Annotated in this window: 18 protein-coding genes and 1 pseudogene; 10 read left to right on the forward strand and 9 right to left on the reverse strand. The window is 66.1% G+C overall.

Annotated elements, in window-relative coordinates:
• Window positions 1-480, reverse strand: a pseudogene (locus NR187_RS24420) (glycosyl transferase); the annotation flags it as partial.
• 324 nt (window positions 481-804) lie between these two features.
• On the opposite strand from NR187_RS24420, the gene NR187_RS24425 reads away from it, so the two are divergent.
• Entirely contained in the window at window positions 805-1,644 is an 840-nt protein-coding gene (locus tag NR187_RS24425; protein ID WP_211386789.1) for an RMD1 family protein, read from the forward strand.
• On the opposite strand, the gene NR187_RS24430 is transcribed toward NR187_RS24425, so the two are convergent.
• Together NR187_RS24430 and NR187_RS24435 are read right to left on the reverse strand one after the other, a co-directional pair.
• Window positions 1,638-2,828 (reverse strand): acetate/propionate family kinase, encoded by a 1,191-nt coding sequence (locus NR187_RS24430; RefSeq protein ID WP_211386788.1) that lies wholly within the window; start codon window positions 2,826-2,828, stop codon window positions 1,638-1,640. The two genes, NR187_RS24425 and NR187_RS24430, sit on opposite strands and share 7 nt — an antisense overlap.
• A gap of 4 nt (window positions 2,829-2,832) precedes the next feature.
• Window positions 2,833-5,220 carry a phosphoketolase gene (locus NR187_RS24435; protein ID WP_256807961.1) on the reverse strand — a complete coding sequence of 796 codons (2,388 nt, stop codon included), beginning with the start codon at window positions 5,218-5,220 and terminating at the stop codon, window positions 2,833-2,835.
• A gap of 210 nt (window positions 5,221-5,430) precedes the next feature.
• On the opposite strand from NR187_RS24435, the gene NR187_RS24440 reads away from it, so the two are divergent.
• The 4 genes from NR187_RS24440 to NR187_RS24455 all read left to right on the forward strand — a co-directional run bounded on the left by NR187_RS24440 (window position 5,431) and on the right by NR187_RS24455 (window position 9,508).
• Window positions 5,431-6,594: a PA0069 family radical SAM protein gene (locus NR187_RS24440; protein ID WP_211386787.1), complete on the forward strand. Its 1,164-nt coding sequence runs from the start codon at window positions 5,431-5,433 to the stop codon at window positions 6,592-6,594.
• A 24-nt stretch (window positions 6,595-6,618) separates the two neighbouring features.
• Entirely contained in the window at window positions 6,619-7,074 is a 456-nt protein-coding gene (locus NR187_RS24445; protein WP_211386786.1) for a VOC family protein, read from the forward strand.
• A 77-nt stretch (window positions 7,075-7,151) separates the two neighbouring features.
• On the forward strand, window positions 7,152-7,901 hold the full coding sequence (locus NR187_RS24450; protein WP_211386785.1) for a ribonuclease HII: 750 nt from the start codon (window positions 7,152-7,154) through the stop codon (window positions 7,899-7,901).
• A 98-nt stretch (window positions 7,902-7,999) separates the two neighbouring features.
• Complete coding sequence (locus NR187_RS24455; RefSeq protein ID WP_211386784.1) at window positions 8,000-9,508, forward strand: glycosyltransferase family 39 protein; 1,509 nt, start codon at window positions 8,000-8,002, stop codon at window positions 9,506-9,508.
• Window positions 9,509-9,560: 52 nt separating this feature from the next.
• Here the strand turns inward: NR187_RS24455 and NR187_RS24460 are convergent, their stop codons facing one another.
• A complete protein-coding gene (locus NR187_RS24460) occupies window positions 9,561-10,370 on the reverse strand; it encodes a uracil-DNA glycosylase family protein (protein ID WP_211386783.1) in 810 nt (269 codons plus the stop codon).
• A 135-nt stretch (window positions 10,371-10,505) separates the two neighbouring features.
• Between NR187_RS24460 and NR187_RS24465 the strand changes: the two genes are divergently transcribed.
• From NR187_RS24465 to NR187_RS24475, 3 genes are all read left to right on the forward strand, one after another.
• Window positions 10,506-12,167 (forward strand): electron transfer flavoprotein-ubiquinone oxidoreductase, encoded by a 1,662-nt coding sequence (locus NR187_RS24465; protein WP_211386782.1) that lies wholly within the window; start codon window positions 10,506-10,508, stop codon window positions 12,165-12,167.
• A gap of 352 nt (window positions 12,168-12,519) precedes the next feature.
• Window positions 12,520-14,313, forward strand: coding sequence for a tetratricopeptide repeat protein (locus NR187_RS24470; protein WP_211386781.1), 1,794 nt, complete (start codon window positions 12,520-12,522; stop codon window positions 14,311-14,313).
• Between the two features lie 30 nt (window positions 14,314-14,343).
• Complete coding sequence (locus tag NR187_RS24475) at window positions 14,344-15,228, forward strand: 4-(cytidine 5'-diphospho)-2-C-methyl-D-erythritol kinase (protein ID WP_211386780.1); 885 nt, start codon at window positions 14,344-14,346, stop codon at window positions 15,226-15,228.
• Here NR187_RS24475 and NR187_RS24480 read toward each other — a convergent pair.
• The 5 genes from NR187_RS24480 to NR187_RS24500 form a co-directional block, all read right to left on the reverse strand.
• Complete coding sequence (locus NR187_RS24480; protein ID WP_211386779.1) at window positions 15,225-16,100, reverse strand: alpha/beta fold hydrolase; 876 nt, start codon at window positions 16,098-16,100, stop codon at window positions 15,225-15,227. The genes NR187_RS24475 and NR187_RS24480 overlap by 4 nt on opposite strands.
• Entirely contained in the window at window positions 16,093-16,725 is a 633-nt protein-coding gene (locus tag NR187_RS24485; protein WP_211386778.1) for a LysE family translocator, read from the reverse strand. The genes NR187_RS24480 and NR187_RS24485 overlap by 8 nt, the downstream gene beginning before the upstream one ends.
• 44 nt (window positions 16,726-16,769) lie before the next feature.
• A complete protein-coding gene (gene fabF / locus NR187_RS24490) occupies window positions 16,770-18,032 on the reverse strand; it encodes a beta-ketoacyl-ACP synthase II (protein ID WP_211386777.1) in 1,263 nt (420 codons plus the stop codon).
• Window position 18,033: 1 nt separating this feature from the next.
• On the reverse strand, window positions 18,034-18,549 hold the full coding sequence (locus NR187_RS24495) for a helix-turn-helix domain-containing protein (RefSeq protein WP_211386776.1): 516 nt from the start codon (window positions 18,547-18,549) through the stop codon (window positions 18,034-18,036).
• Window positions 18,550-18,964: 415 nt separating this feature from the next.
• Window positions 18,965-19,972, reverse strand: a complete 1,008-nt coding sequence (locus NR187_RS24500) for a polyprenyl synthetase family protein (protein ID WP_211386775.1) — start codon at window positions 19,970-19,972, stop codon at window positions 18,965-18,967.
• Between the two features lie 129 nt (window positions 19,973-20,101).
• Between NR187_RS24500 and NR187_RS24505 the strand changes: the two genes are divergently transcribed.
• Window positions 20,102-20,329, forward strand: a complete 228-nt coding sequence (locus NR187_RS24505; RefSeq protein ID WP_211386774.1) for a DUF2007 domain-containing protein — start codon at window positions 20,102-20,104, stop codon at window positions 20,327-20,329.
• Complete coding sequence (locus NR187_RS24510; protein ID WP_211386832.1) at window positions 20,322-21,092, forward strand: tRNA1(Val) (adenine(37)-N6)-methyltransferase; 771 nt, start codon at window positions 20,322-20,324, stop codon at window positions 21,090-21,092. The genes NR187_RS24505 and NR187_RS24510 overlap by 8 nt, the downstream gene beginning before the upstream one ends.
• The last annotated feature ends 163 nt before the right edge of the window (window positions 21,093-21,255 follow it).

Genomic DNA, 21,255 nt, shown 5'->3' on the forward strand with positions numbered 1-21,255 from the left:
ACCCCCGCCGATCCGGTCGTAATGATCGCGGGCGATCAAGAGTCCCTGATCGCCGAACGGGCCGACCAGCTTGCGCGTCACGGCCTGGAGGATGTCGCGGAATCCGGTATTGGCGTATGGCGAGCGTGCATAGCGAAATACCGCCGCACGGTCCCTGCCGCTGCTCGAGACGCTCTGGATGAACTGGGTGGTCTCATCGATCCAGCCGGTTTCCAGCACGGCGCCTGCGGGCAGGAACATCAGCCAGGGTGAACGGGCCTGGAGCGCGCCGGCGGCGAGCGCGGCACCCTGCGAGGATCCCTCGAAGCCGATGAAACGGCAGCCTGCGACGTCGGCAACCCGCTCGATGACGCCGTTGCGGGTGCCGTCGACCAGGAGCACTTCCCGGATGATGCCCGCAGCGGCACCGGGCACCAGCGCGGCCAGAGTTGCGACCGCCGTCTGCTCGACGCCTTCGGTCGGAATGATGACGCTCAGCATGATTACGGCTTCGATGTCTGCACTTCGGGAGAAGCGTAGCTTGTTATGATGTTGTCATAAACACGAGGCGTCGCCGAGTGCAACTTTTCGGCCGTGCTTCGGTATTCGATGGTAAACCGCTCGAGCCATCGCATCCAAATATGTCTCGCGCGGGGTGGCGATATTTCCGAATGTTTCGGCGCCCAACGCGTCCTGACCGTATTAATCCGGAGATTTGCCGCGATATTGCGCGCCGCCCGGGGCCGTTCGCAATCCTGCAAAGCGAGGATGCGATAGAGAACGAGCACCGGATCAGGAAAAACGTGCAATCAGACGAGGCTTCGAATGAACGCCGATCAACTTGCTGTCAATGTGCCGGCCGCGTCTCCCAAGCCGGATGGTGCGCCGACCCTGCGGATTCGGGCCGTGATGCTCGGCGAACGCATCAATCCCTCCGGGCTCGAGATCGGTCCGCCCATCTCCTCGACGCCGGCTGCCTTTCGCGTCCATGCCGGCCTCGTTGTGATCTTCCGCTACGGCGTCGTCGTCCTGATCGGTCTCCTCCCTTCGGAGGAGAAGGTGCTGATCGACAGCCTGAAGCCCCGCGTCATCGGCGAGTTCAGCCCCCATGAGGAGGAGATCGCGCAGGCGCAGCTCTGCAAGGACGAAAGCAGTGAGGCGATCCAGCCGGGCGGCCCGATCCGCCTCGCCAAATTCTCCGACGACCGGCTGCTGCTGATCGCGGACGCACTCGCCAAGAGCACCTCGCTCGCGCGCGACGAGCGGCGCGTCGCCGCGGTCTTCGACGTGATCGAGCCCTTTGCGCGCACGCTTGCCGAGCAGGGCCGCACGCCGCCCCGGCGCAAGGGCATTCTGCAACTGATCGGCAATGCGCTTCTGGTCCAGCAGCGCGTCGCCGGCCGTGTCGCGGTGGCCGAGAAACCCGACGTGCTCTGGGAGAAGCCCGAGCTCGACCGGCTCTATGCCCGTCTCGAAGACGAGTACGAATTGAAGGAGCGCCTCGACACGCTCGAGCGCAAGCTCACGGCCGTGTCGGAAACCGCCAACGCGCTCACCGACATCATCGACACCCAGCGCTCGCTCCGCCTCGAAATCGCGGTGGTGGTGCTGATCGTGATCGAGGTCGCGATCGGCTGCTTCCAGATCTATACCGGCATTCACTGAGCCTGCTGCAGCGCCGCCGCGCAATGGCGCGCGATCATCAACTCCTCGTTCGTTGGGATGACGAAGATACCGACGGTGCTGTCGCCCGTGCTGATGCGCTCGCGCGACGCGTCGTTCGCCGCAGCCTCGATGCGGACGCCGAGCCATGCGAGCCGCTTGCCGATCTCGCTGCGGATTTCCTTCGCATGCTCGCCAATGCCGCCGGTGAAGACCAGGCAATCCAGTCCCTGGAGCGTGTTCGCCATCACCGCGACCTGCTGCGCTGCGCGGAAGGTGAAGAGATCGATAGCCTCGCGCGCGGCGGGTTGGCTGCTTGCGAGCAGCGTGCGCATGTCGGAGGAAAGCCCGGACACGCCGAGCAGGCCGGACTCGTGATAGAGCAGGTGCTGCACCGCCTCGGCCGACATCTTGTCGTGCTGTTGCAGATAGAGCAGCACGCCGGGATCGATCGTGCCGCAGCGTGTGCCCATCATGAGGCCATCGAGCGGCGTCAGTCCCATCGTGGTGTCGACGCTGCAGCCATCGCGCAGCGCGCACAGGCTCGCGCCATTGCCGAGATGTGCGATGACCGTGCGGCCGGCTGCGAGGTCCGGCGCGATCCCGGCGAGACGGCCCCCGACATATTCGAACGAGAGCCCATGGAAGCCGTAGCGCCGGATGCCGCGCGCCTCGAAGCGCCTCGGTATGGCGAAGCGGCTCGCGGGCGGCGCGAGGGGGTGATGAAAGGCGGTATCGAAGCAGGCGATCTGCGCCAGCGCAGGTTGGATCGCTCTGATGGTGCGGACCGGCGCGAGGCAGCGGGGCTGATGCAATGGCGCCAGCGGCGTCAGCGCCGCCAGCTGCGCGGTGACCTCTTCCGTCAGCTCGACTGGCCCTGAATAATCCGGTCCGCCATGGACGATGCGATGGCCGACGGCACGCAAGCAGCCTTTGCCAAAATGGTCCTCGATGAAGCCGAGCACGTCGGCGAACAGATGACCGCTGTCCGTGTCCGACGCTTCCCTCAGCTTCTGGAACAGGACTTCGCCTGCCGGATTTTTCACGACGAGCCGGGGCTTGGCCTCGTGCTCGTCGAGCAGGCCGCTGCAGAGCAGGACGGGCTCGGCCGCCGAGATATCGAACAGGCCGAACTTGATACTCGACGATCCGGAGTTGAGGACGAGAACTGAGGCCGACGCCGGCATGATGTCAGCCCGTCTTGCCCGGCCAGGCCCAGTCGCGGATCTCGGGCATGTCCTCGCCATGCTCGCGTATGTAGCGCGAATGCTCGATCAGCTTGTCGCGGAACTGCTGCTTCACAGGCGCGGCTCTGGTCGCAAGGCCCGGCACGCGTTCGATCGCCTCGATCGCGAGGTGATAGCGGTCGAGCTCGTTGAGCACGACCATGTCGAACGGCGTGGTCGTGGTGCCTTCTTCGATGAAGCCGCGGACATGCAGGCCGGCATGGTTGGTGCGGTTATAGGTCAGCCGGTGGATCAGGTGAGGATAGCCGTGATAGGCGAACACCACCGGTTTGTCGCGCGTGAACAGGCTGTCGAAGTCGCGATCGGAAAGACCATGAGGATGCTGCTCCTTGGGCTGAAGCGTCATCAGGTCGACGACGTTGACGACCCGGATCTTCAAATCGGGCAGCGTCTTGCGCAGAAGGTCGACGGCGGCGAGCGTCTCCAGCGTCGGCACGTCGCCGGCGCAGGCCATCACCAAATCGGGCTCGCTGCTCGCGTCCTCCGTGCCGGCCCAGGTCCAGATGCCGATGCCGGCATCGCAATGGGGGGCCGCTGCTTCCATCGAGAGCCATTGCGGCGCGGGCTGCTTACCGGCGACGATCACGTTGACGCGGTCATAGGTGCGCAGGCAGTGATCGGCGATCCAGAGCAGCGTATTGGCATCCGGCGGAAAATAGATGCGGACGATATCGGCCTTCTTGTTGGCGACGAAGTCGACGAAGCCGGGATCCTGATGGCTGAAGCCGTTGTGGTCCTGTCGCCAGACATGCGAGGTCAGCAGATAGTTGAGCGAGGCGATCGGGCGCCGCCACGGCAGATGCCGCGTCACCTTCAGCCATTTGGCGTGCTGGTTGAACATGGAATCCACGATGTGGATGAAGGCCTCGTAGCAGGAGAAGAAGCCGTGCCGGCCCGTGAGCAGATAGCCTTCCAGCCAACCCTGGCAGAGATGCTCGCTCAGGACTTCCATCACGCGTCCGTCCTGCGCGAGATGCACGTCGTAGGATTCGATCGGCTCCATCCAGACGCGTTCGGTCGCCTCGAACAGCGCGTCCAGCCGGTTTGACGCGGTCTCGTCCGGGCCCATGATACGGAAGTTACGCGCCTCGGCGTTGAGGCGGATGACGTCACGCAGGAATTTGCCGAGTTCGCGGGTTGCTTCGCCGGTAACGGCGCCGGGCTGCGGTACCTCGACCGCAAAGCTGCGAAAATCCGGCAGCTTCAGCTCCTTCTTCAGGAGGCCGCCATTGGCGTGCGGGTTGGCGCCCATGCGGCGGATGCCTTCGGGCGCCAGTGCCTGGAGCTCGGGGATGAGTGCGCCGCCGGCATCGAACAGCTTTTCCGGCTCGTAGCTGCGCATCCAGTCTTCGAGGATCTTCAGATGCGCCGGATTCTCGCGGCAGCCTGCGACCGGCACCTGATGCGCACGCCAGAAGCCTTCGACCTTCTTGCCGTCGACCTCTTTCGGGCCCGTCCAGCCCTTCGGGCTGCGCAGCACGATCATCGGCCAGCGCGGCCGCTCGACGCTGTTGCGGCCGTCGCGGGCGTGCTGCTGGATCGAGCGGATGCTGGCGAACGCGACATCGAGCGCATCGGCCATGGCCTGGTGCATCAGCCTGGGATCGTCGCCCTCGACGAATAGCGGCTCGTGGCCGAGCCCGCGGAACAGGTCGCGGATTTCTTCGTCGCGCATCCGCCCGAGCACAGTCGGGTTGGCGATCTTGTAGCCGTTGAGATGCAGGATCGGCAGCACCGCGCCGTCATGGACGGGATTGAGGAATTTGTTGGAGTGCCAGGAGGCCGCGAGCGGGCCGGTCTCGGCCTCGCCGTCACCGACGACACAGGCGACGATCAGGTCGGGATTGTCGAATGCCGCGCCATAGGCGTGCACCAGCGCGTAGCCAAGCTCGCCGCCTTCGTGGATCGACCCCGGCGTTTCCGGCGCTACGTGGCTCGGAATGCCGCCGGAGAAGGAGAACTGCCGGAACAGCTTGCGCAACCCGTCCGTATCGCGCGCGATATCAGGATAGATCTCGCTGTAGCTGCCCTCGAGATAGGTGTTGGCGACCATGCCCGGCCCGCCATGGCCGGGGCCACAGACATAGAGCACGCTCAGGTCCAGCGCGCGGATGGCGCGGTTGAGATGGACGTAGATGAAGTTCAGGCCGGGCGTCGTGCCCCAATGGCCGAGCAAACGCGGCTTGATGTGCTCGGGCCGCAAGGGCTCGCGCAGCAGCGGGTTGTCGAGCAGGTAGATTTGCCCGACGGAGAGGTAGTTCGCGGCGCGCCAGTAGCGATCGAGCAGATCGAGGTCGCCGCTCGCCGCGGCCGATTGTCGTTGATTTGTCATGTTCTTGCCGACCTTCACCCAGCGATTGTCACCAACATTGATCTGCGGCGATTGATCCCTGGCCTGCATCAAACGAAATCGACACGACGGGCGTGTTGCGTGAGGTCAAGGACGCCCGCCGCAAATTTAGGCGGCTACTGTGCATGGGGTTGTTTTGCAGTTTTTTGTTTACGTTCTTGATTTGTTCCTTCGGCGTGCTATCTTGGCTTCATGAGTCCAGCATCCTCTCATGCTCTCAAGCACCCGCCGGTCACGGCGCCCTCCGAGCCGGCGGGTGCGCTTTCCGATTTTCCCGAGCTCGCTGTTGCCATCGACAAGCAGCGCAGGCGAGGGCGGGGCGCGCAGTCCAACGCCAGCGGCCGCTATGAGGCCGAGGCCCGCGTCGCCTTCGACGACGGCTGGCAGAGCCTGGAAGAGCTGCCGCCGTTCAAGACCATTGTCGGCGTCGACACCTCGCGCAAGGTGATCACCCGCAACGAATCCCCCGACATCGGCTTCGACCGCTCGATCAATCCCTATCGCGGCTGCGAGCACGGCTGCGTCTATTGCTTCGCGCGGCCGACCCATGCCTATCTCGGCCTGTCCCCGGGGCTCGACTTCGAGTCGAAGCTGTTCGTGAAGCCCGAGGCGCCTTCGCTGCTCGAGAAGGAGCTTGCGGCGCCCGGCTACGAGCCGCGGATGATCGCGATCGGCACCAACACCGATCCCTATCAGCCGATCGAGCGCGAGCGCAAAATCATGCGCAGCATTCTCGAGGTGCTGGAGCGCGCCGGCCATCCCGTCGGCATCGTCACCAAGTCGGCGCTGGTCGTGCGCGACATCGATATTCTCGCGCGCATGGCCAGGCGCAACCTCGCCAAGGTCGGGATCTCCGTCACCTCGCTCGATCCGAAGCTGGCGCGCACCATGGAGCCGCGGGCGTCGACGCCGCCGAAGCGGCTGGAGGCGCTGAAGCAACTCTCCGAGGCCGGCATCCCGACAACGGTGATGGTCGCGCCCGTGATCCCCGCGCTGAACGACTCCGAGATCGAGCGCATCCTGGATGCCGCCGCCCATGCCGGCGTCAAGGAAGCTTCCTACGTGCTGCTGCGGCTGCCGCTGGAGGTGCGCGACCTCTTCCGCGAATGGCTGATGGCCAACTATCCGGACCGCTACCGCCACGTCTTCACCCTGATCCGCGATATGCGCGGCGGCCGCGACTACGATGCGAAATGGGGCGAGCGGATGAAGGGCACCGGACCGATGGCCTGGACCATCGGCCGCCGCTTCGAGATCGCCTGCGACAGGCTAGGTCTCAACAAGCGGCGCTCTAGGCTGACGACGGACCATTTTGCCAAGCCGCAGCGGAACGGCGATCAGCTCAGCCTGTTCTGAGCGGGAAGTGGACGGAGGCTCAGCGTGAGTCAAAAACTTCCGGCCCCGGTGCCGCGGCTCACCGTCATCACGCTCGGCGTCGGCGACATCCGCGCCAGCATCTCCTTTTACGATGCGCTCGGCTTCTCGCGCCGACTGAAGGCAACTGGCGATGCCGTTGCGTTCTACGATACCGGTGGCCCCGTGCTCGCGCTGTTTCCGTGGTGCGAGCTCGCGGCCGATGCCGAATTGCCGGACCAGCCGAGGCCATCGACCTTCCGAGGCATCACGCTCGCCTGGAACTGTCGCGCGCGCGACGAGGTGGACAGCGTGCTGGCCTTCGCCGTCGACAAGGGAGCGGTGCTGCTGAAGGCCGCACATGAGACCGACTATGGCGGCTATTCCGGCTATTTTGCCGATCCCGACGGCCATCCCTGGGAGGTCGTGGTCGCGCCCGGCATCGAGGTCGGCGAGGACCGGCGGGTGCATCTGGCCGAGTAGGGCGGCTGATCTGAATAACGGGAATTGTCCGAGGTTCCCGGTTGCGCAGGCCATGTCGCTTGCGCACGATCCCGGCCATGATTCGGGACAAGTCCGCCAACAAGCCAGTCAAGAAGGCCGCGCCAAGCTTCCGCCGCGAGCGGGCGCTGATCAAGCGCGGCGTCTGGCCGGTCGCCGGCTGCGACGAGGCCGGCCGCGGGCCGCTCGCCGGTCCCGTGGTGGCGGCCGCGGTAATTCTCGACCCCGACCGCATCCCGCGCGGCATCGACGATTCCAAGCGGCTGACGGCGGAGCAGCGCGAAAGGCTGTTCGACAAGATCTGCGCCACCGCGCAGGTCTCGGTCGCCGTCGCCTCGCGCTCGCGGATCGATCGCGACAACATTCTGCGCGCCTCGCTGTGGGCTCTGAAGCGTGCCGTGGGAGCGCTGCCCGAACCGCCTCGTCACGTCTTCGTCGACGGCCGCGACCGGCTCGACACCTCCTGCGACTGTGAGGCCGTGATCGGCGGCGACGGCATCGTGCTGTCGATCGCAGCGGCCTCGATTATCGCCAAGGTGACGCGGGACCGCCTGATGTGCGCCCTGGCGCAGGACTGCCCCGGCTACGGTTTCGAGCAGCACAAGGGCTACGCCGTTCCCGAGCACCTGGACGCGCTCGACCGCCTCGGTCCCACCGTCCACCACCGCAGCTTCTTTGCCCCGGTCGCGGCGGCGCGTGCCAAGCATATGCCCTGGACGGTCGAGCCCGTGCAGGACCTGTTCACCGTCACCGAAGTCGAGGTGCAGGTGGAGACGAGCGTGGAAGCCGACCTGCCGGCGAATCTCTAGACGAGACGCGGTTGCCACGACGCGCAGCGCCCTTTATCAAAACAGACATGAGCGAATAGAGCCGGCTGGACGGGTTGGCTGCATCTTTCAGGCAATGCATGCGGTTTACCTCCCTGGTCATCGAGCTCATTCGCGCCCGGCCGCGGCTGATCGTGTGGATCGCCGTGCTGCTCCAGGCCGCGATGTGGCTGTTCGTGGCGCTGGTGTTCTACCGCAGCCCGCCCGGCACCCTTGCGACGCTGCTGGCGTTCGGCCGGGAATACCAGGTCGGTACTGATCTGGGCCCGCCCTTGCCGGTCTGGCTCGCCGACATCGCCTATCGCGCCGCCGGTGGCCATATGTTCGGCGTCTATGTCCTGGCCGAGCTCTGCGAGATCGCGACCTTCGTCACGCTCTATCATCTCTCCCGCGCCGTGGTCGGTTCGCAGCAGGCGGTGCTCGCCGTGCTGCTGACCATGACGGTGCTGGCCTTCTCCTCGCCCGCGCTCGACTTCGGCCCCCTGGTGCTGGCGCGGCCGCTCTGGGCGCTGCTGCTGCTGCATTCCTGGCAGATCATCGGCCAGCGCCGCGGCAACGCGTGGTTCGCCTGGTCGATCGAGGCGGGCCTGTTGCTGCTGACGACGCCGGCCGCGATCTTCCTCCTGCTGCTGGTCGCCGTCTTCGCGCTCTCGACCGCCGGCGGCCGGCGGACCCTGCGCGCGCTCGATCCGCTGTTCGCGCTGATCGTCGTCACCGTGCTGGCGCTGCCCTATGCGGTCTGGCTGATGCGCGCCGAGACGCTCGTGATGCCGAGCTTGCCCGAGATTGCCGAGCTGAACGCCCGCGCGCTGCACGCGGCCTGGCTGCTCGGCGGGCTCGCGCTCGGCGCCGCGGCGATCCCGGCGCTGACTTTCCTCAACACCGGGCTGTTCGTTCCGAAGAGTGAGGAGGCGCCGATCATCTACCGCCCACCGGTCGAGCCGCTCGCGCGCAACTTCGTCTATTTCTTCGCTCTGGCGCCGGCGCTCGGTGCGGTCCTGATCTCCGGCCTGCTCGGTCTCGAATCCGTCGTTGGCGGCGCCGGCGTCGTGCTCGTGATGTCGGGACTTGCCGTGGTCGTAATGGCCGGCGATCTCATCGCGATGCGCCGCGCGCGCATGCTGCGGATGGTGTGGGCCGCCGCCGTCGTCGCGCCCGCCATCGGCGTCGTGCTTGCCGTGCTGTTTCTGCCCTGGACGGGCGCCAATGAGATCGCGACCTCGATGCCGGCGCGCGCGATCTCGGATTTCTTCGACGAGAGCTTTGCCCGCCGCACCAACCATCGCCTGCGCGCGGTCGCCGGCGAGACCCAGCTTGCGAGCCTGATCGCGCTGCATTCCGGCCGACCGCATCTCTTCATCGATGCCCAGCCCGCGCGCACGCCGTGGATGAATCAGGCCAAATTCAGCGAGACCGGCGGCGTCGTGGTCTGGCGTGCCTCCGACACGGCCGGTACTCCGCCGCCCGAAATCCTCGCGCGCTTTCCCGGCATCGTCCCGGAAGTCCCCCGCGCCTTCGAATGGCTGGTGACCGGACGCCAGCAGCTCCTGCGCATCGGCTGGGCCATCGTGCGGCCGAAGGGGACCTGAGCCGCTCGCGTGCTCTCTCGCCCGCAATGACGGGGACAGGGCATACTGCCCCTCACGCGCCCGCCATCACCTTCGCGACCGCGCGCAGATCCTGCCAGGCCAGCCGCTTGTACGAAGGCGAGCGCAACAGGTAGGCGGGATGGAACGTCGGCAGTGCGCGAATGGTGCGCCCGCCCGTCTCGTAGTCGAACCAGCGTCCGCGGGTGCGCATGATGCCTTCGCGCGTTCCGAGCAGCGTCTGCGTCGAGGGATTGCCGAGCGTCACCAGCACGTCGGGATTCACCAGCTCGATCTGGCGCTGGATGAAGGGCAGGCAGATTTGCGTTTCCTGCGGTGTCGGCGTGCGGTTGCCCGGCGGCCGCCACGGAATGACGTTGGCGATATAGGCGGTGGTGCGGTTGAGGCCTATGGCTCCTATCATCAAATCGAGCAGCTTGCCGCTGCGTCCGACGAAGGGAAGCCCCTCGATGTCCTCGTCGCGCCCCGGCGCTTCGCCGACGAACATGATGCGCGCCTGCGGATTGCCGTCGGCGAATACCAGCCGCGTCGCGGTGTGCTTCAGCGCGCAGCCCTCAAAACCTTGCATCAGCTCGCGCAGCGCCTCCAGCGTCGGCGCCGTGCGCGCAGCCTCGCGTGCGGACGCAATGGCGACGTCGGGCGCAGGTGCGGCCTCGCCGCGCATCACCGCCGGAGCCGCAACCGGCCGCGGTGCCTCGGCCGGCGGTGCCGCGCGCTGAGCCGGAGGCGGGGTATCCAATTCCGCCAGGCGGTCGAGCGGTTCCTCCGTGAGCGCGCAATCGACGCCGGCCTCCAGATAGAAGGCAAGAAGCTCGCGGACAGTGGGGGCGGGTTCTGGGATCATGGGAAAGTCCGACTTTTATATCACCTTGGGCCGCCTTGCATCCCAGTGAAATGCATTTCCGAGGTTGTCCTACCCGGAAAAATCGGAAACAAGAGGGCGCAATCGACCAAGGACCGTCTCAAGGGCTGAGATCAGATGAGCACCGAAGAACTTCCCCCGCGCGAATCCATGGAATTCGACGTCGTCATCGTCGGCGCCGGCCCGTCGGGCCTGTCGGCCGCGATCCGGCTGAAGCAGCTCAATGCCGATCTCAACGTCGTCGTGGTGGAGAAGGGCTCCGAGGTCGGCGCGCATATTCTCTCCGGCGCCGTGATCGATCCGGCCGGTCTCGACAAGCTCGTTCCGGACTGGCGCAAGGATTCCGACTGCCCGCTGAAGACGCAGGTCAAGGAGGATCGCTTCTACTGGATGACCGCGGGCGGCGCGATCAAGCTGCCGGAATTCATGATGCCGCCGCTGATGCACAACCATCACTGCTATATCGGATCGCTCGGCAATGTCTGCCGCTGGCTGGGACGAAAGGCGGAAGCGCTCGGCGTCGAGATCTATCCGGGCTTTGCCGCGGCCGAGGTGCTCTATGACGAGGAGGGCAAGGTCAAGGGCATCGCCACCGGCGACATGGGTATCGGCCGGGACGGCAAGCCGAAGGACTCTTTCACCCGTGGCATGGAATTGCTCGGCAAGTACACGCTGTTTGCGGAGGGCGCACGCGGCAGCCTGACCAAGCAGCTCATCGCCAAGTTCGCGCTGGATTCCAACAGCGAGCCGGCGAAGTTCGGCATCGGCCTGAAGGAAGTCTGGCAGATCGATCCCGCCAAGCACCAGAAGGGTATGATCCAGCATTCCTTCGGCTGGCCGCTTGACCTGAAGACCGGCGGCGGCTCGTTCCTCTATCACTATGACGACAATCTCGTCGCCGTCGGCTTCGTCGTGCATCTGAACTACGACGATCCTTATCTGTCGCCGTTCGACGAGTTCCAGCGCTTCAAGACGCACCCTTCGATCCGCGGCACCTTCGAGGGCGCCAAGCGGCTCGCCTATGGCGCGCGCGCCATCACCGAGGGCGGCTATCAGTCGGTGCCGAAGCTCAGCTTCCCCGGCGGTGCGCTGATCGGCTGCGCGGCCGGCTTCGTCAACGTGCCCCGCATCAAGGGCGTGCACAATGCGATGGGCACCGGCATGCTCGCCGCCGAGCATGTCGCGGCGGCGCTCGCCGCCGACCGCGCCAATGACGAGATCGTCGAATACGAGAACGCGTGGCGCTCGTCCTCCGTCGGCAAGGATCTGTTCCTGGTCCGCAACGTCAAGCCGCTGTGGTCGAAGTTCGGCACCGTGCTCGGCGTCGCGCTCGGCGGCTTCGACATGTGGTGCAACACGCTGTTCGGCGCTTCGCTGTTCGGCACCCAGTCGCATGCGAAGCCCGATCGCGCCACGCTCGATCCGGCCAAAAGCCACGCGCCCAGGACCTATCCGAAGCCCGACGGCAAGATCTCCTTCGACAAGCTCTCGTCCGTGTTCCTGTCCAACACCAATCATGAGGAAGACCAGCCGGTCCATCTCAAGGTCACGGACATGAACCTCCAGAAGACCTCCGAGCACGACGTGTTCGCCGGTCCCTCGAATCGCTATTGTCCGGCCGGCGTCTATGAGTGGGTCGAGGAGGGGGCGAGCCCGCGCTACCAGATCAACGCCCAGAATTGCGTCCACTGCAAAACCTGCGACGTGAAGGACCCCAACGGCAACATCACCTGGGTTCCCCCGGAGGGCGGTGGCGGCCCGAATTACGAGGCGATGTAAGCCCGGGCAATCGGGCCAACGCGATCAGGCAGGCCCGATCGAGCCAGACCCAATGTGACCAAGATTGCGTGACCCAGGAATTGTGACGCACTTTCGCGTGAGAACCGGGCCGGGGGTGCGGCCCGTGGCCACGATAAGGCCATACTAGCAGCGTCTTGGGGCGCACTTGACCGGTCACTTGGCCGATTTGGGGCGTGCGGCGGGGAACGCCCGGTCCGAATCCTTGCGGTGAAGCGCCAAAAGCGGCATTGTCCGGCCCTGACGGTTCCGGTCCCGATGTCGCCGGCCGCGTTCGCATGCGAGACGGCCTTCTGCTGCAGACCCAGGCACCACCAACTCAAGGCGAGCCCTGATGCTTTCAAATCGTTTCAACCGCTGGACTGTTGCCGCCATCGCCCTCATGGGCACAGCGATCGCGACGGTCCCCGGCGCGGTCCTGGCGCAGACGCCGGATCATCCGTCCGACACGGCGGCGCAGTTTCCGACCCGGAACGATCTGAAGTCGCTGACGACCTCCGGCAGTTATCTCGCCGCCCGCCACGCCAGCGTCGAGCGCGACGCGGCCTCGGCCGCCGCGTTCTACCGCTCCGCTCTGCGCACCGATCCGAAGAACAACGAGCTGCTTGATCGCGCCTTCATCTCGTCGGTCGCGGACGGTGACATCGACGAAGCCGTCAAGCTCGCCGAGCGCATCCTCACCATCGACAAGACCAACCGCGTCGCGCGTCTGGTCGTCGGTGTGCACGATCTCAAGCTCAAGAAGTACGCGGCCGCGCAGACCAACATCAACCAGTCGATCCGCGGCCCGATTACCGATCTCGTCGCCACGCTGCTGTCGGGCTGGGCCGCCTATGGCGCCGGCGATGCCAAGGGCGGTGTCGCCACCATCGACAAGCTGGCCGGTCCGGAATGGTATCCGCTGTTCAAGGATCTCCACGCCGGCATGATCCTCGAGCTTTCCGGCAAGGAGAAGGACGCCGGCACCCGCTTCGAGCGGGCATACAAGCTCGACGATTCCATGCTGCGCGTCACCGAGGCCTATGCCCGCTGGCTCTCGCGCAACAAGGATTCCGCTGCCGCGACCGCCGTCTACCAGGCCTTCGACAAGAAGCTCGCCCGCCATCCGCTGATCGTGGAAGGCCTGCGCGACACCAAGGCCGGCAAGAAGATGCCGCCGCTGGTCGATTCCGCGCAGGCGGGCGCCGCGGAAGCGCTCTACGGCATCGGCGCTACGCTGACCCGCCGCGGCGGCGAGGATCTGGCGCTGGTCTATCTGCAACTCTCGCTTTACCTCCAGCCCACCCATCCGCTGGCGCTGCTCTCGCTTGCCGATCTCTATGAATCGGTGAAGCGGCCGCAGATGGCGATCAAGGTCTATGAGAGGGTGCCGGCGACCTCACCGTTGAAGCGCAACGCCCAGATCCAGCTCGCCATCGATCTGGATGCCGCCGACCGCACCGAGGAGGCGATCAAGATTCTCAAAAGCGTCACCACGGAGGACGCAAAGGACCTCGAAGCCATCATGGCGCTCGGCAACATCGAGCGCGGCCGCAAGAAGTTCGGCGACTGCGGCGCGACCTACTCGCGTGGCATCGACGTGCTGCCGGCCGGGGCCGACAAGGCCAACAGCGTCTGGTATTATTATCGCGGCATCTGCGAGGAGCGCTCCAAGGAATGGGGCAAGGCCGAAGCCGACATGAAGAAGGCGCTCGAGCTGCAGCCCGACCAGCCGCACGTCCTCAATTATCTCGGCTATTCCTGGATCGACCAGGGCGTGAACCTCGACGACGGCATGAAGATGATCAAGCGTGCCGTCGAGCAGCGTCCTGACGACGGCTACATCGTCGACTCGCTCGGCTGGGCTTATTACCGTATCGGCAACTACGAGGAGGCGGTGAAGAATCTCGAGCGTGCCATCGACCTCAAGCCCGAGGATCCCACCATCAACGATCACCTCGGCGACGCCTATTGGCGTGTCGGCCGTACGCTGGAGGCCAAATTCCAGTGGGCGCATGCGCGCGATCTCAAGCCCGAGCCGGAAGAATTGCCGAAGATCGAGGCCAAGATCGCCAACGGCATGACCGACGATTCGAACTCTTCGGCCGCGCAGGCGGACAAGAAGAAAGACGACGGCAAGGGCGGCTAAATTCTGAGTGCGTTTGGGGGTTCGTCGCCGATGCCGGCGTTGATTGAAGAGGGGCGCGCGAAGGTCAATCTGAGCCTTCGCGTCGTCGGCCGGCGTGCCGACGGCTATCATGATCTCGAAAGCGTGGTTGCATTCGCCGATTGCGCCGACCGGCTGACGCTGGAGCCGGGTGGCGAGCTCAAGCTCACCACCACGGGGCCGCTTGCGGCCGCTTGCGGCGATGCCTCCGACAATCTCGTGTTCAAGGCCGCCAAGCTTCTGGCCGAAGCCGTGCCGGGCCTGAAGCTGGGCGCCTTCGCGCTCGACAAGGTGCTCCCGGTGGCGGCCGGCATCGGCGGCGGTTCGGCGGACGCCGCGGCGGCGCTGCGGCTGCTGGCGCGTCTCAACGATCTGTCGCTCGGCGATCCGCGCTTGCAGAAGGTCGCACTTGGGACCGGCGCCGACGTGCCGGTCTGCCTCGTCTCGCGCGCCTGCGACATGACCGGCGTCGGCGAGCAGCTGCTGCCGCTCGCATTGCCGTCCATGCCCTGCGTCATGGTCAATCCGCGCGTGCCGGTCGCGACCAAGGACGTGTTCCAGGCGCTGGGCCTGCGCAACGGCGAACTCCTGGTTGGCGCCACGTCAGTCCTGAACTCCCCGGCCTGGCCGGACGAGGGCGCCTCCATTGCCGATTGGGTCGACATTCTCGAGACCGTCGCCAACGATCTCGAAGCTCCTGCGCTCCGCATCGAGCCTGTCATCGGCGGCGTGCTGGAGGCCTTGCGCGCTTCCGCAGGCGTCAAGCTCGCGCGCATGTCGGGCTCGGGTGCGACCTGCTTTGCGATCTATGGCGCGTCCACCGATGCCCATGCCGCCGCCGAAAAGATCCGGCGCGATCACCCCGGCTGGTGGGTGCATGCGGGAACGTTGAGCTAGCCGCCGTCCTCGCCGAGCTCGAGAAAGCGGCGGATCTCCCCCAGCACCTCTTGCGGCTTGTCGTGCTGCAGCCAGTGTCCGGCTCCGGCGATGGTCTCGACGCGCGCCTGCGGGAAATAGCGCTCCAGGCCAGCGGCCCTGGCGCCCGCGAGAAAGCTTTCGCCGGCATTCAGCAGCAGGGTCGGGCATGTGATGCGCGACCACAGCGCGACGTGGTCGTCCGGCCAGAGCCGGTGCGGCGCACTGGCGCGCTGGTAGGGATCGAACTTCCAGCTATAGGTGCCGTCCTCGTTCCGCCGCGCGCCGTGGGTTGCAAGATGCAGCGCAAGGTCGCGGGACAGCCGCTTGTTGTGAAGCACCATCTGCGCGGCCGCGTCCGCGAGGGTCGAATAGCGGCGCGGCGCGCGGTCGTGCAGCTTGTCGAGCTGCCCGATCCATTTGGCAATGCGCTCATGCGCCGGCGGCTTTGGCGTATCCGGCAGCATGGTCACACCATCGAGGACGACCAGCTTGGAGACCAGCTCGGGGAATGCTCCCGAAAAAATCAGGCTCACCATGCCGCCCATCGAATGGCCGATCAGCGTCACTTGCGGCGCTGCGATGGTCCGGACGAGCTGCGCGAGATCGTAGACATACTCGGTCAGCGCGTAGCTGCCGCCTTTGGTCCAGTCGGAATCGCCGTGACCACGCAGGTCGGGCGCGAGCACGTGAAAGTGCGGCTGCAGCGAGCGCGCGATGAGGTCCCAGCTTCGGCAATGATCGCGGCCGCCATGGACCAGGACTGCGACGGGCGCGCCCTCGTTGCCCCAGTCGGCATAGTGCAGCCGCAGGCCGTGTGACTCATAGAAGCGGCTTTGCGGGGCGTTATCCATTGACCGGCCGCCGCACCAGCGCAAGAGAGAGGCCGAGGCTCGCGATGAACACCCCGGAGCCTTGCGTGAGGCGCCGCATCAGATGCGGCCTTGCAATCAGCTGCATCCGTGTGGCGGACGCCATCAGCACCACGACGACGTGGGCGAGCGTGTTCAGCATCACCGAGATCGCACCGAGCGCGATGAACTGCAGAGTGGGGTTCGGTCCCGAGGGATCGAGGAACTGCGGAATGAAGGCGAGGAAGAAGGCGGCGGTCTTCGGGTTCAGCGACTCGACCAGCACGCCGTCGCGGAATACGCGCCTGTCGCCGACGGGCTCACTCCCCAGCGCAGGCGTGCGGCCGGCGCTGCGGAAGGTCTTGATGCCAAGCCAGACCAGATAGAGCGCGCCGACGAGTTTCACCGCGGCAAACAGCTCGGCACTCGCGAGAATGATGGCGGAGATGCCGAGGCTGCCCGCCACCACATGAACCAGCCCGCCCAGCGCCGTGCCCGCGGTCGAGGCAAAGCCGCTGGTGCGCCCTTCCGACAAGGTCCGCGCCGCGACGTAGAAGATGCCGGGGCCGGGAACGGCGGCAATGAGACAAGCGGCGGCCAGGAACAGCCAGAAACTGGTTTCGGTCATCCTGCTTTGGTAGCGATGCCCGGCGCGATTGCAAGCCTTCGCGTTTAGCCCATCCGGCGGAAGATCACGCTGGCATTCACCCCGCCGAAGCCAAAGCCGTTGGAGATGGCGTGCTGCATCGGCATCGGCCGCGCCGCGCCCGAGACGATGTCGATGCCGTCCGCACCCGGATCGGGATTTTCCAGATTGAGGGTCGGCGGCGCGATCTGGTCGCGCAGGGCGAGGACGGTAAAGATTGCCTCCAGCCCTCCGGCGGCGCCGAGCAGGTGGCCGGTGGCCGATTTGGTCGCGCTCACCGCAATGTTTCGATTGCGGCCGAACAGCGTGGCAATCGCGCCGAGCTCGCTCTCGTCGCCGGCGGGCGTCGAGGTCGCATGTGCGTTGAGGTGCTGCAAGTCGCCGGGCTCCAGCCGAGCCTGCCGGAGCGCGATCTCCATGGCGCGGCGGGCGCCGTCGCCGTCCGGTGGGCCCGACGTCATGTGATAGGCGTCCGCCGTCGTGCCGTATCCGACGATCTCCGCGATCGGCGTCGCGCCACGCGACAAGGCATGCTCCAGCTCCTCGATCACCAGGATGCCGGCGCCTTCGCCCATCACAAAACCGTCGCGGTCGCGATCGAACGGGCGCGAGGCGCGTGCCGGCTCGTCGTTGAATCCGCTCGACAGCGCGCGGGCCGCGGCAAAGCCGCCGAGGCTGACGATGTCGATGCAGGCCTCCGCGCCGCCGCAGATCGCGATGTCGGCTTCGCCGGCGCGGATCATCCGCGTGGCATCGCCGATTGCCTGGACACCGGCGGCGCAGGCCGTGACCGGCGTGCCCAGCGCTCCCTTGTAGCCGTATTTGATGGAGACGTGGCCTGCGGCGAGATTGGCGAGGAACGAGGGGATGGTGAACGGCGACAGCCGGCGCGGTCCGCGATGCTCGGTGATGCGCACCGCCTCTGCCATCGCCGGAAAACCGCCGACGCCGGAGCCGATAATCGTCGCGGTTCGCTCCAGCGCGGCCGCGTCTTGCGGCGTCCATCCGGCTTGTGCGACCGCTTCTGCCGTTGCGAGCAGCGCGAACAGGATGAAGCGGTCCATCTTGCGCTGGTCCTTTGGCGGGGCGGCCTGCGCGGGATCGAAGCCGCCATCTGCGTCCTCGGCCTTTCCAGGCACGAGCCCGGCAATGCGCGCGGGCAGCACTTGCGACCATTCCGGCAGCGGCCGAAGCCCACTCCGGCCGCCGAGCAGCCGGCGCCAGGACAGTTCGACACCGCAGCCGAGCGGCGACACCGCGCCCATTCCCGTCACGACGATACGACGCATGTCAGTCTCCAGCCGGCGCAAGGGCCGGGTTCATGGCCTTGAGCGAAGTGAGGCGGCGGCGCATCAAGCGGCTCGCTCCGGGACCTGCGATCACGACCGCGTTGGCGAGCGTGATCGGGCGCATGTCGGCGGCGTCGACCATGACCGGATCGAACGGACGAATATCGTCGCGGTTCGCCAGCAGAATGGCTTCGCCCTTCGGCGCGAGATGCTTGTTGCCCCAGGCCAGCAGCGCGACGATCACGGGAAAGAAATCCCGCGCCTTGTCCGTCAGCACATATTCGTAACGCGGTGGCCGCTCATGATAGCGGCGGCGAACGAACATGCCGCTCTTCGTGAGATGGGCAAGGCGCCGCGACAGGATGTTCGGCGCGATGCCGAGGCTTTGCGAAAACTCGTCGAACTTCGTTGCGCCCTGGAACGCATCCCGCAGGATCAGAATGCTCCACCATTCGCCGACCGTCTCCACGGCGCGGCCGACCGGGCATTCCAGGACGGAGGGCGATCTGGGCTGCATGGCAAGAAGGTAGGGTAGTGACTTGCAAAATGCAAGTAACTAGGAAAGCAGCTTCGTCGCAGGGGAGGACGAGGAGCGGGACTTGCGAAACTGCCTCTGTGATTTGAGATGCGAGTCGGGCGAACCGTACCTGCGCTCCATGCTCCGGCATTGCGAGCGCCGCGAAGCGAAGCAATTCAGAGTCTTGCCGCAGGGACAGACCGGATTGCTCCGCTGCGTTTGCAATGACGAGGTGGGAGCAGCGCCGCCCATCTATAACCGTCACCCTGAGGTGCTCGCCTCTTCGGCGAGCCTCGAAGGGCGGAGGCCCGGCTGCTCTCGGCCGTTTCCCCTTCGAGGCTCCCCATGGGACGCGTTGCGTCCATGCCTCGCGCCCCAGGATGACGGGGCTGATAGCGGAGCGCTAAGCCGCCGCCTAGTGCGACCGCGCCAGGCAGAACGCCACGACCTGCTCCAGCGCGCTCTTCATCGGCGACGACGGAAACAGGGCGAGCGCGTCGACCGCCATGGCGCCGTAGTGGTGGGCACGGCTGATTGTGTCCTCGAGCGCGCGATGCTTGTTCATCAGGCCGATGGCGTGATCGAGATCGGTGTCGCCGATCTCGCCGCGCTCGAGCGCACGGATCCAGAATGCGCGCTCGGTGTCGTTGCCGCGGCGGAAGGCGAGCACGACCGGCAGCGTGATCTTGCCTTCGCGGAAATCGTCGCCGGTGTTCTTGCCGAGTTTTGCGCTCTTGCCGCCGTAATCGAGCACGTCGTCGACGAGCTGGAAGGCGATGCCGAGGTTCATGCCGACCGAGCGGCAGGCCGTCTGCTCCGCCTTCGGGCGGTTGGCGATGACAGGGCCGACCTCGCAGGCGGCCGCGAACAGCTCGGCGGTCTTGCCGCGGATCACGGCGAGATATTCGTCCTCGGTGGTCGCGGTGTTCTTGGCGGCGGCGAGCTGCATCACCTCGCCCTCGGCGATGGTCGCAGCCGCCGCGGACAGAATGTCGAGCGCGCGGAGCGAGCCGACCTCCACCATCATGCGGAAAGCCTGGCCGAGCAGGAAGTCGCCGACCAGCACGCTCGCCTCGTTGCCCCAGAGCATGCGCGCCGAGAGCTTGCCGCGGCGCATCTCGCTCTCGTCGACGACGTCGTCGTGGAGCAGGGTCGCGGTATGCATGAATTCGACGGAGGCTGCCAACTTGATGTGGCCGTCGCCGGTGTAGCCGGCGAGGTTGGCCATGGCGAGCGTCAGCATGGGGCGCAGGCGCTTGCCGCCGGAGGAGATCAGATGGTTGGCAACCTCGGGGATCATGGTCACGTCCGAACCGGTCCGCGACAGGATCGTGGCGTTGACGCGCTCCATGTCACCAGCGACAAGGGCAACCAGCTCTTCGATCGACGCGCCGGGAGTTTCGAATGGTACGATGACGGCCACGCCGGTCTCCAATATTTGCCCCGGAAGGGCTATTCTGATGGAAAGACAATAGAAACTGGACGGGGATGCGGCAAGGGCCGTGGAACCATTGACATTGCCGCTTAACCCCGGTCAGGCAGGAGACCCGCATTGCGTGAACTGGTTCGGACCAACGATATGGTGCTGGTGTCGGCGATCGGTGCGCTGCTCGACGGTGCCAACATCCATCATCTGGTGCTGGACCAGAACATGAGCATCATCGAAGGCTCGCTCGGCATCCTGCCGCGGCGGATCCTGGTTCATGAGGACGACGCCCAGGAGGCCAGGCTGCTCCTCACCGAGGCCGGCCTCAGCCACGAGCTCCGCGGCGATGATTGACGCCCTGGCAGACATCACCGAGGACGCCTTTCTCGGCGGGCAGTTGCGGCTGAAGCAGAAGCGGTCCGGCCATCGCGCCGGGCATGACGCCATTCTGCTTGCGGCGGCGACGCAGGCGGGACCCGGCGACCGCGTGGTCGATCTCGGCGCCGGCATCGGCACGGCCGGGCTGGCGCTTGCCCGGCGCGTGGCGGGGATCAGGCTTGGCCTCGTCGAGATCGATCCGGAGCTGGCGGAGCTCGCCCGCGCCAATGCGGCGGCGAATGCGATTGCCGCCGAGACCATCGTGCTCGACGTCACGGCCGACGCGCCGGCGTTTGCGGCGAATGGCCTCGAGCCCGATAGCGTCGACGTAGTCCTGATGAACCCGCCCTTCAACGACCCCGCGCGCCATCGCGGCTCGCCGGATCAGATGCGCCACAGCGCGCATGTGGCGACGGATGAGACGCTGAATGCCTGGGTGCATGCGGCGCGGCGCATCCTCCGATCGAATGGCGCGCTGACATTGATTTGGCGCGCCGATGGGATCGCGGACGTCTTGGCGGCGCTGTCTCGCGGCTTCGGAAGTCTCGCGATTCTGCCGGTTCATGGTGAAGCCGGGCGGCCCGCGATCCGCGTGCTGGTGCGCGCGATCAAGGGCGGGAGGGCCCCAACGCGATTGTTGCCGGGCCTCATGCTCAACGGGGAGTCGCGCGTGCCTAGAAAAGAGGTGATGGATATTCTGGAAGGACGGGCGATTCTACCCCTGGTGGAACCGTGCTGACCTATTGCGGAAGCGATTCCGACTGCTGCTCCTGGGGAGTCGTCAAGCGGATCGCCATGAACAGCGCACCGACCAGCAGCATCAGCAGATAGATTTTCATGGTGTTCTCCGCTGCCTCATTGCAGCTTCCCAACGAGGAATCTGCAAAACACGTTCCGGGCAC

This window comes from Bradyrhizobium sp. Bra64, from assembly GCF_024519875.1.
Classification (GTDB): Bacteria; Pseudomonadota; Alphaproteobacteria; order Rhizobiales; family Xanthobacteraceae; genus Bradyrhizobium; species Bradyrhizobium japonicum_G.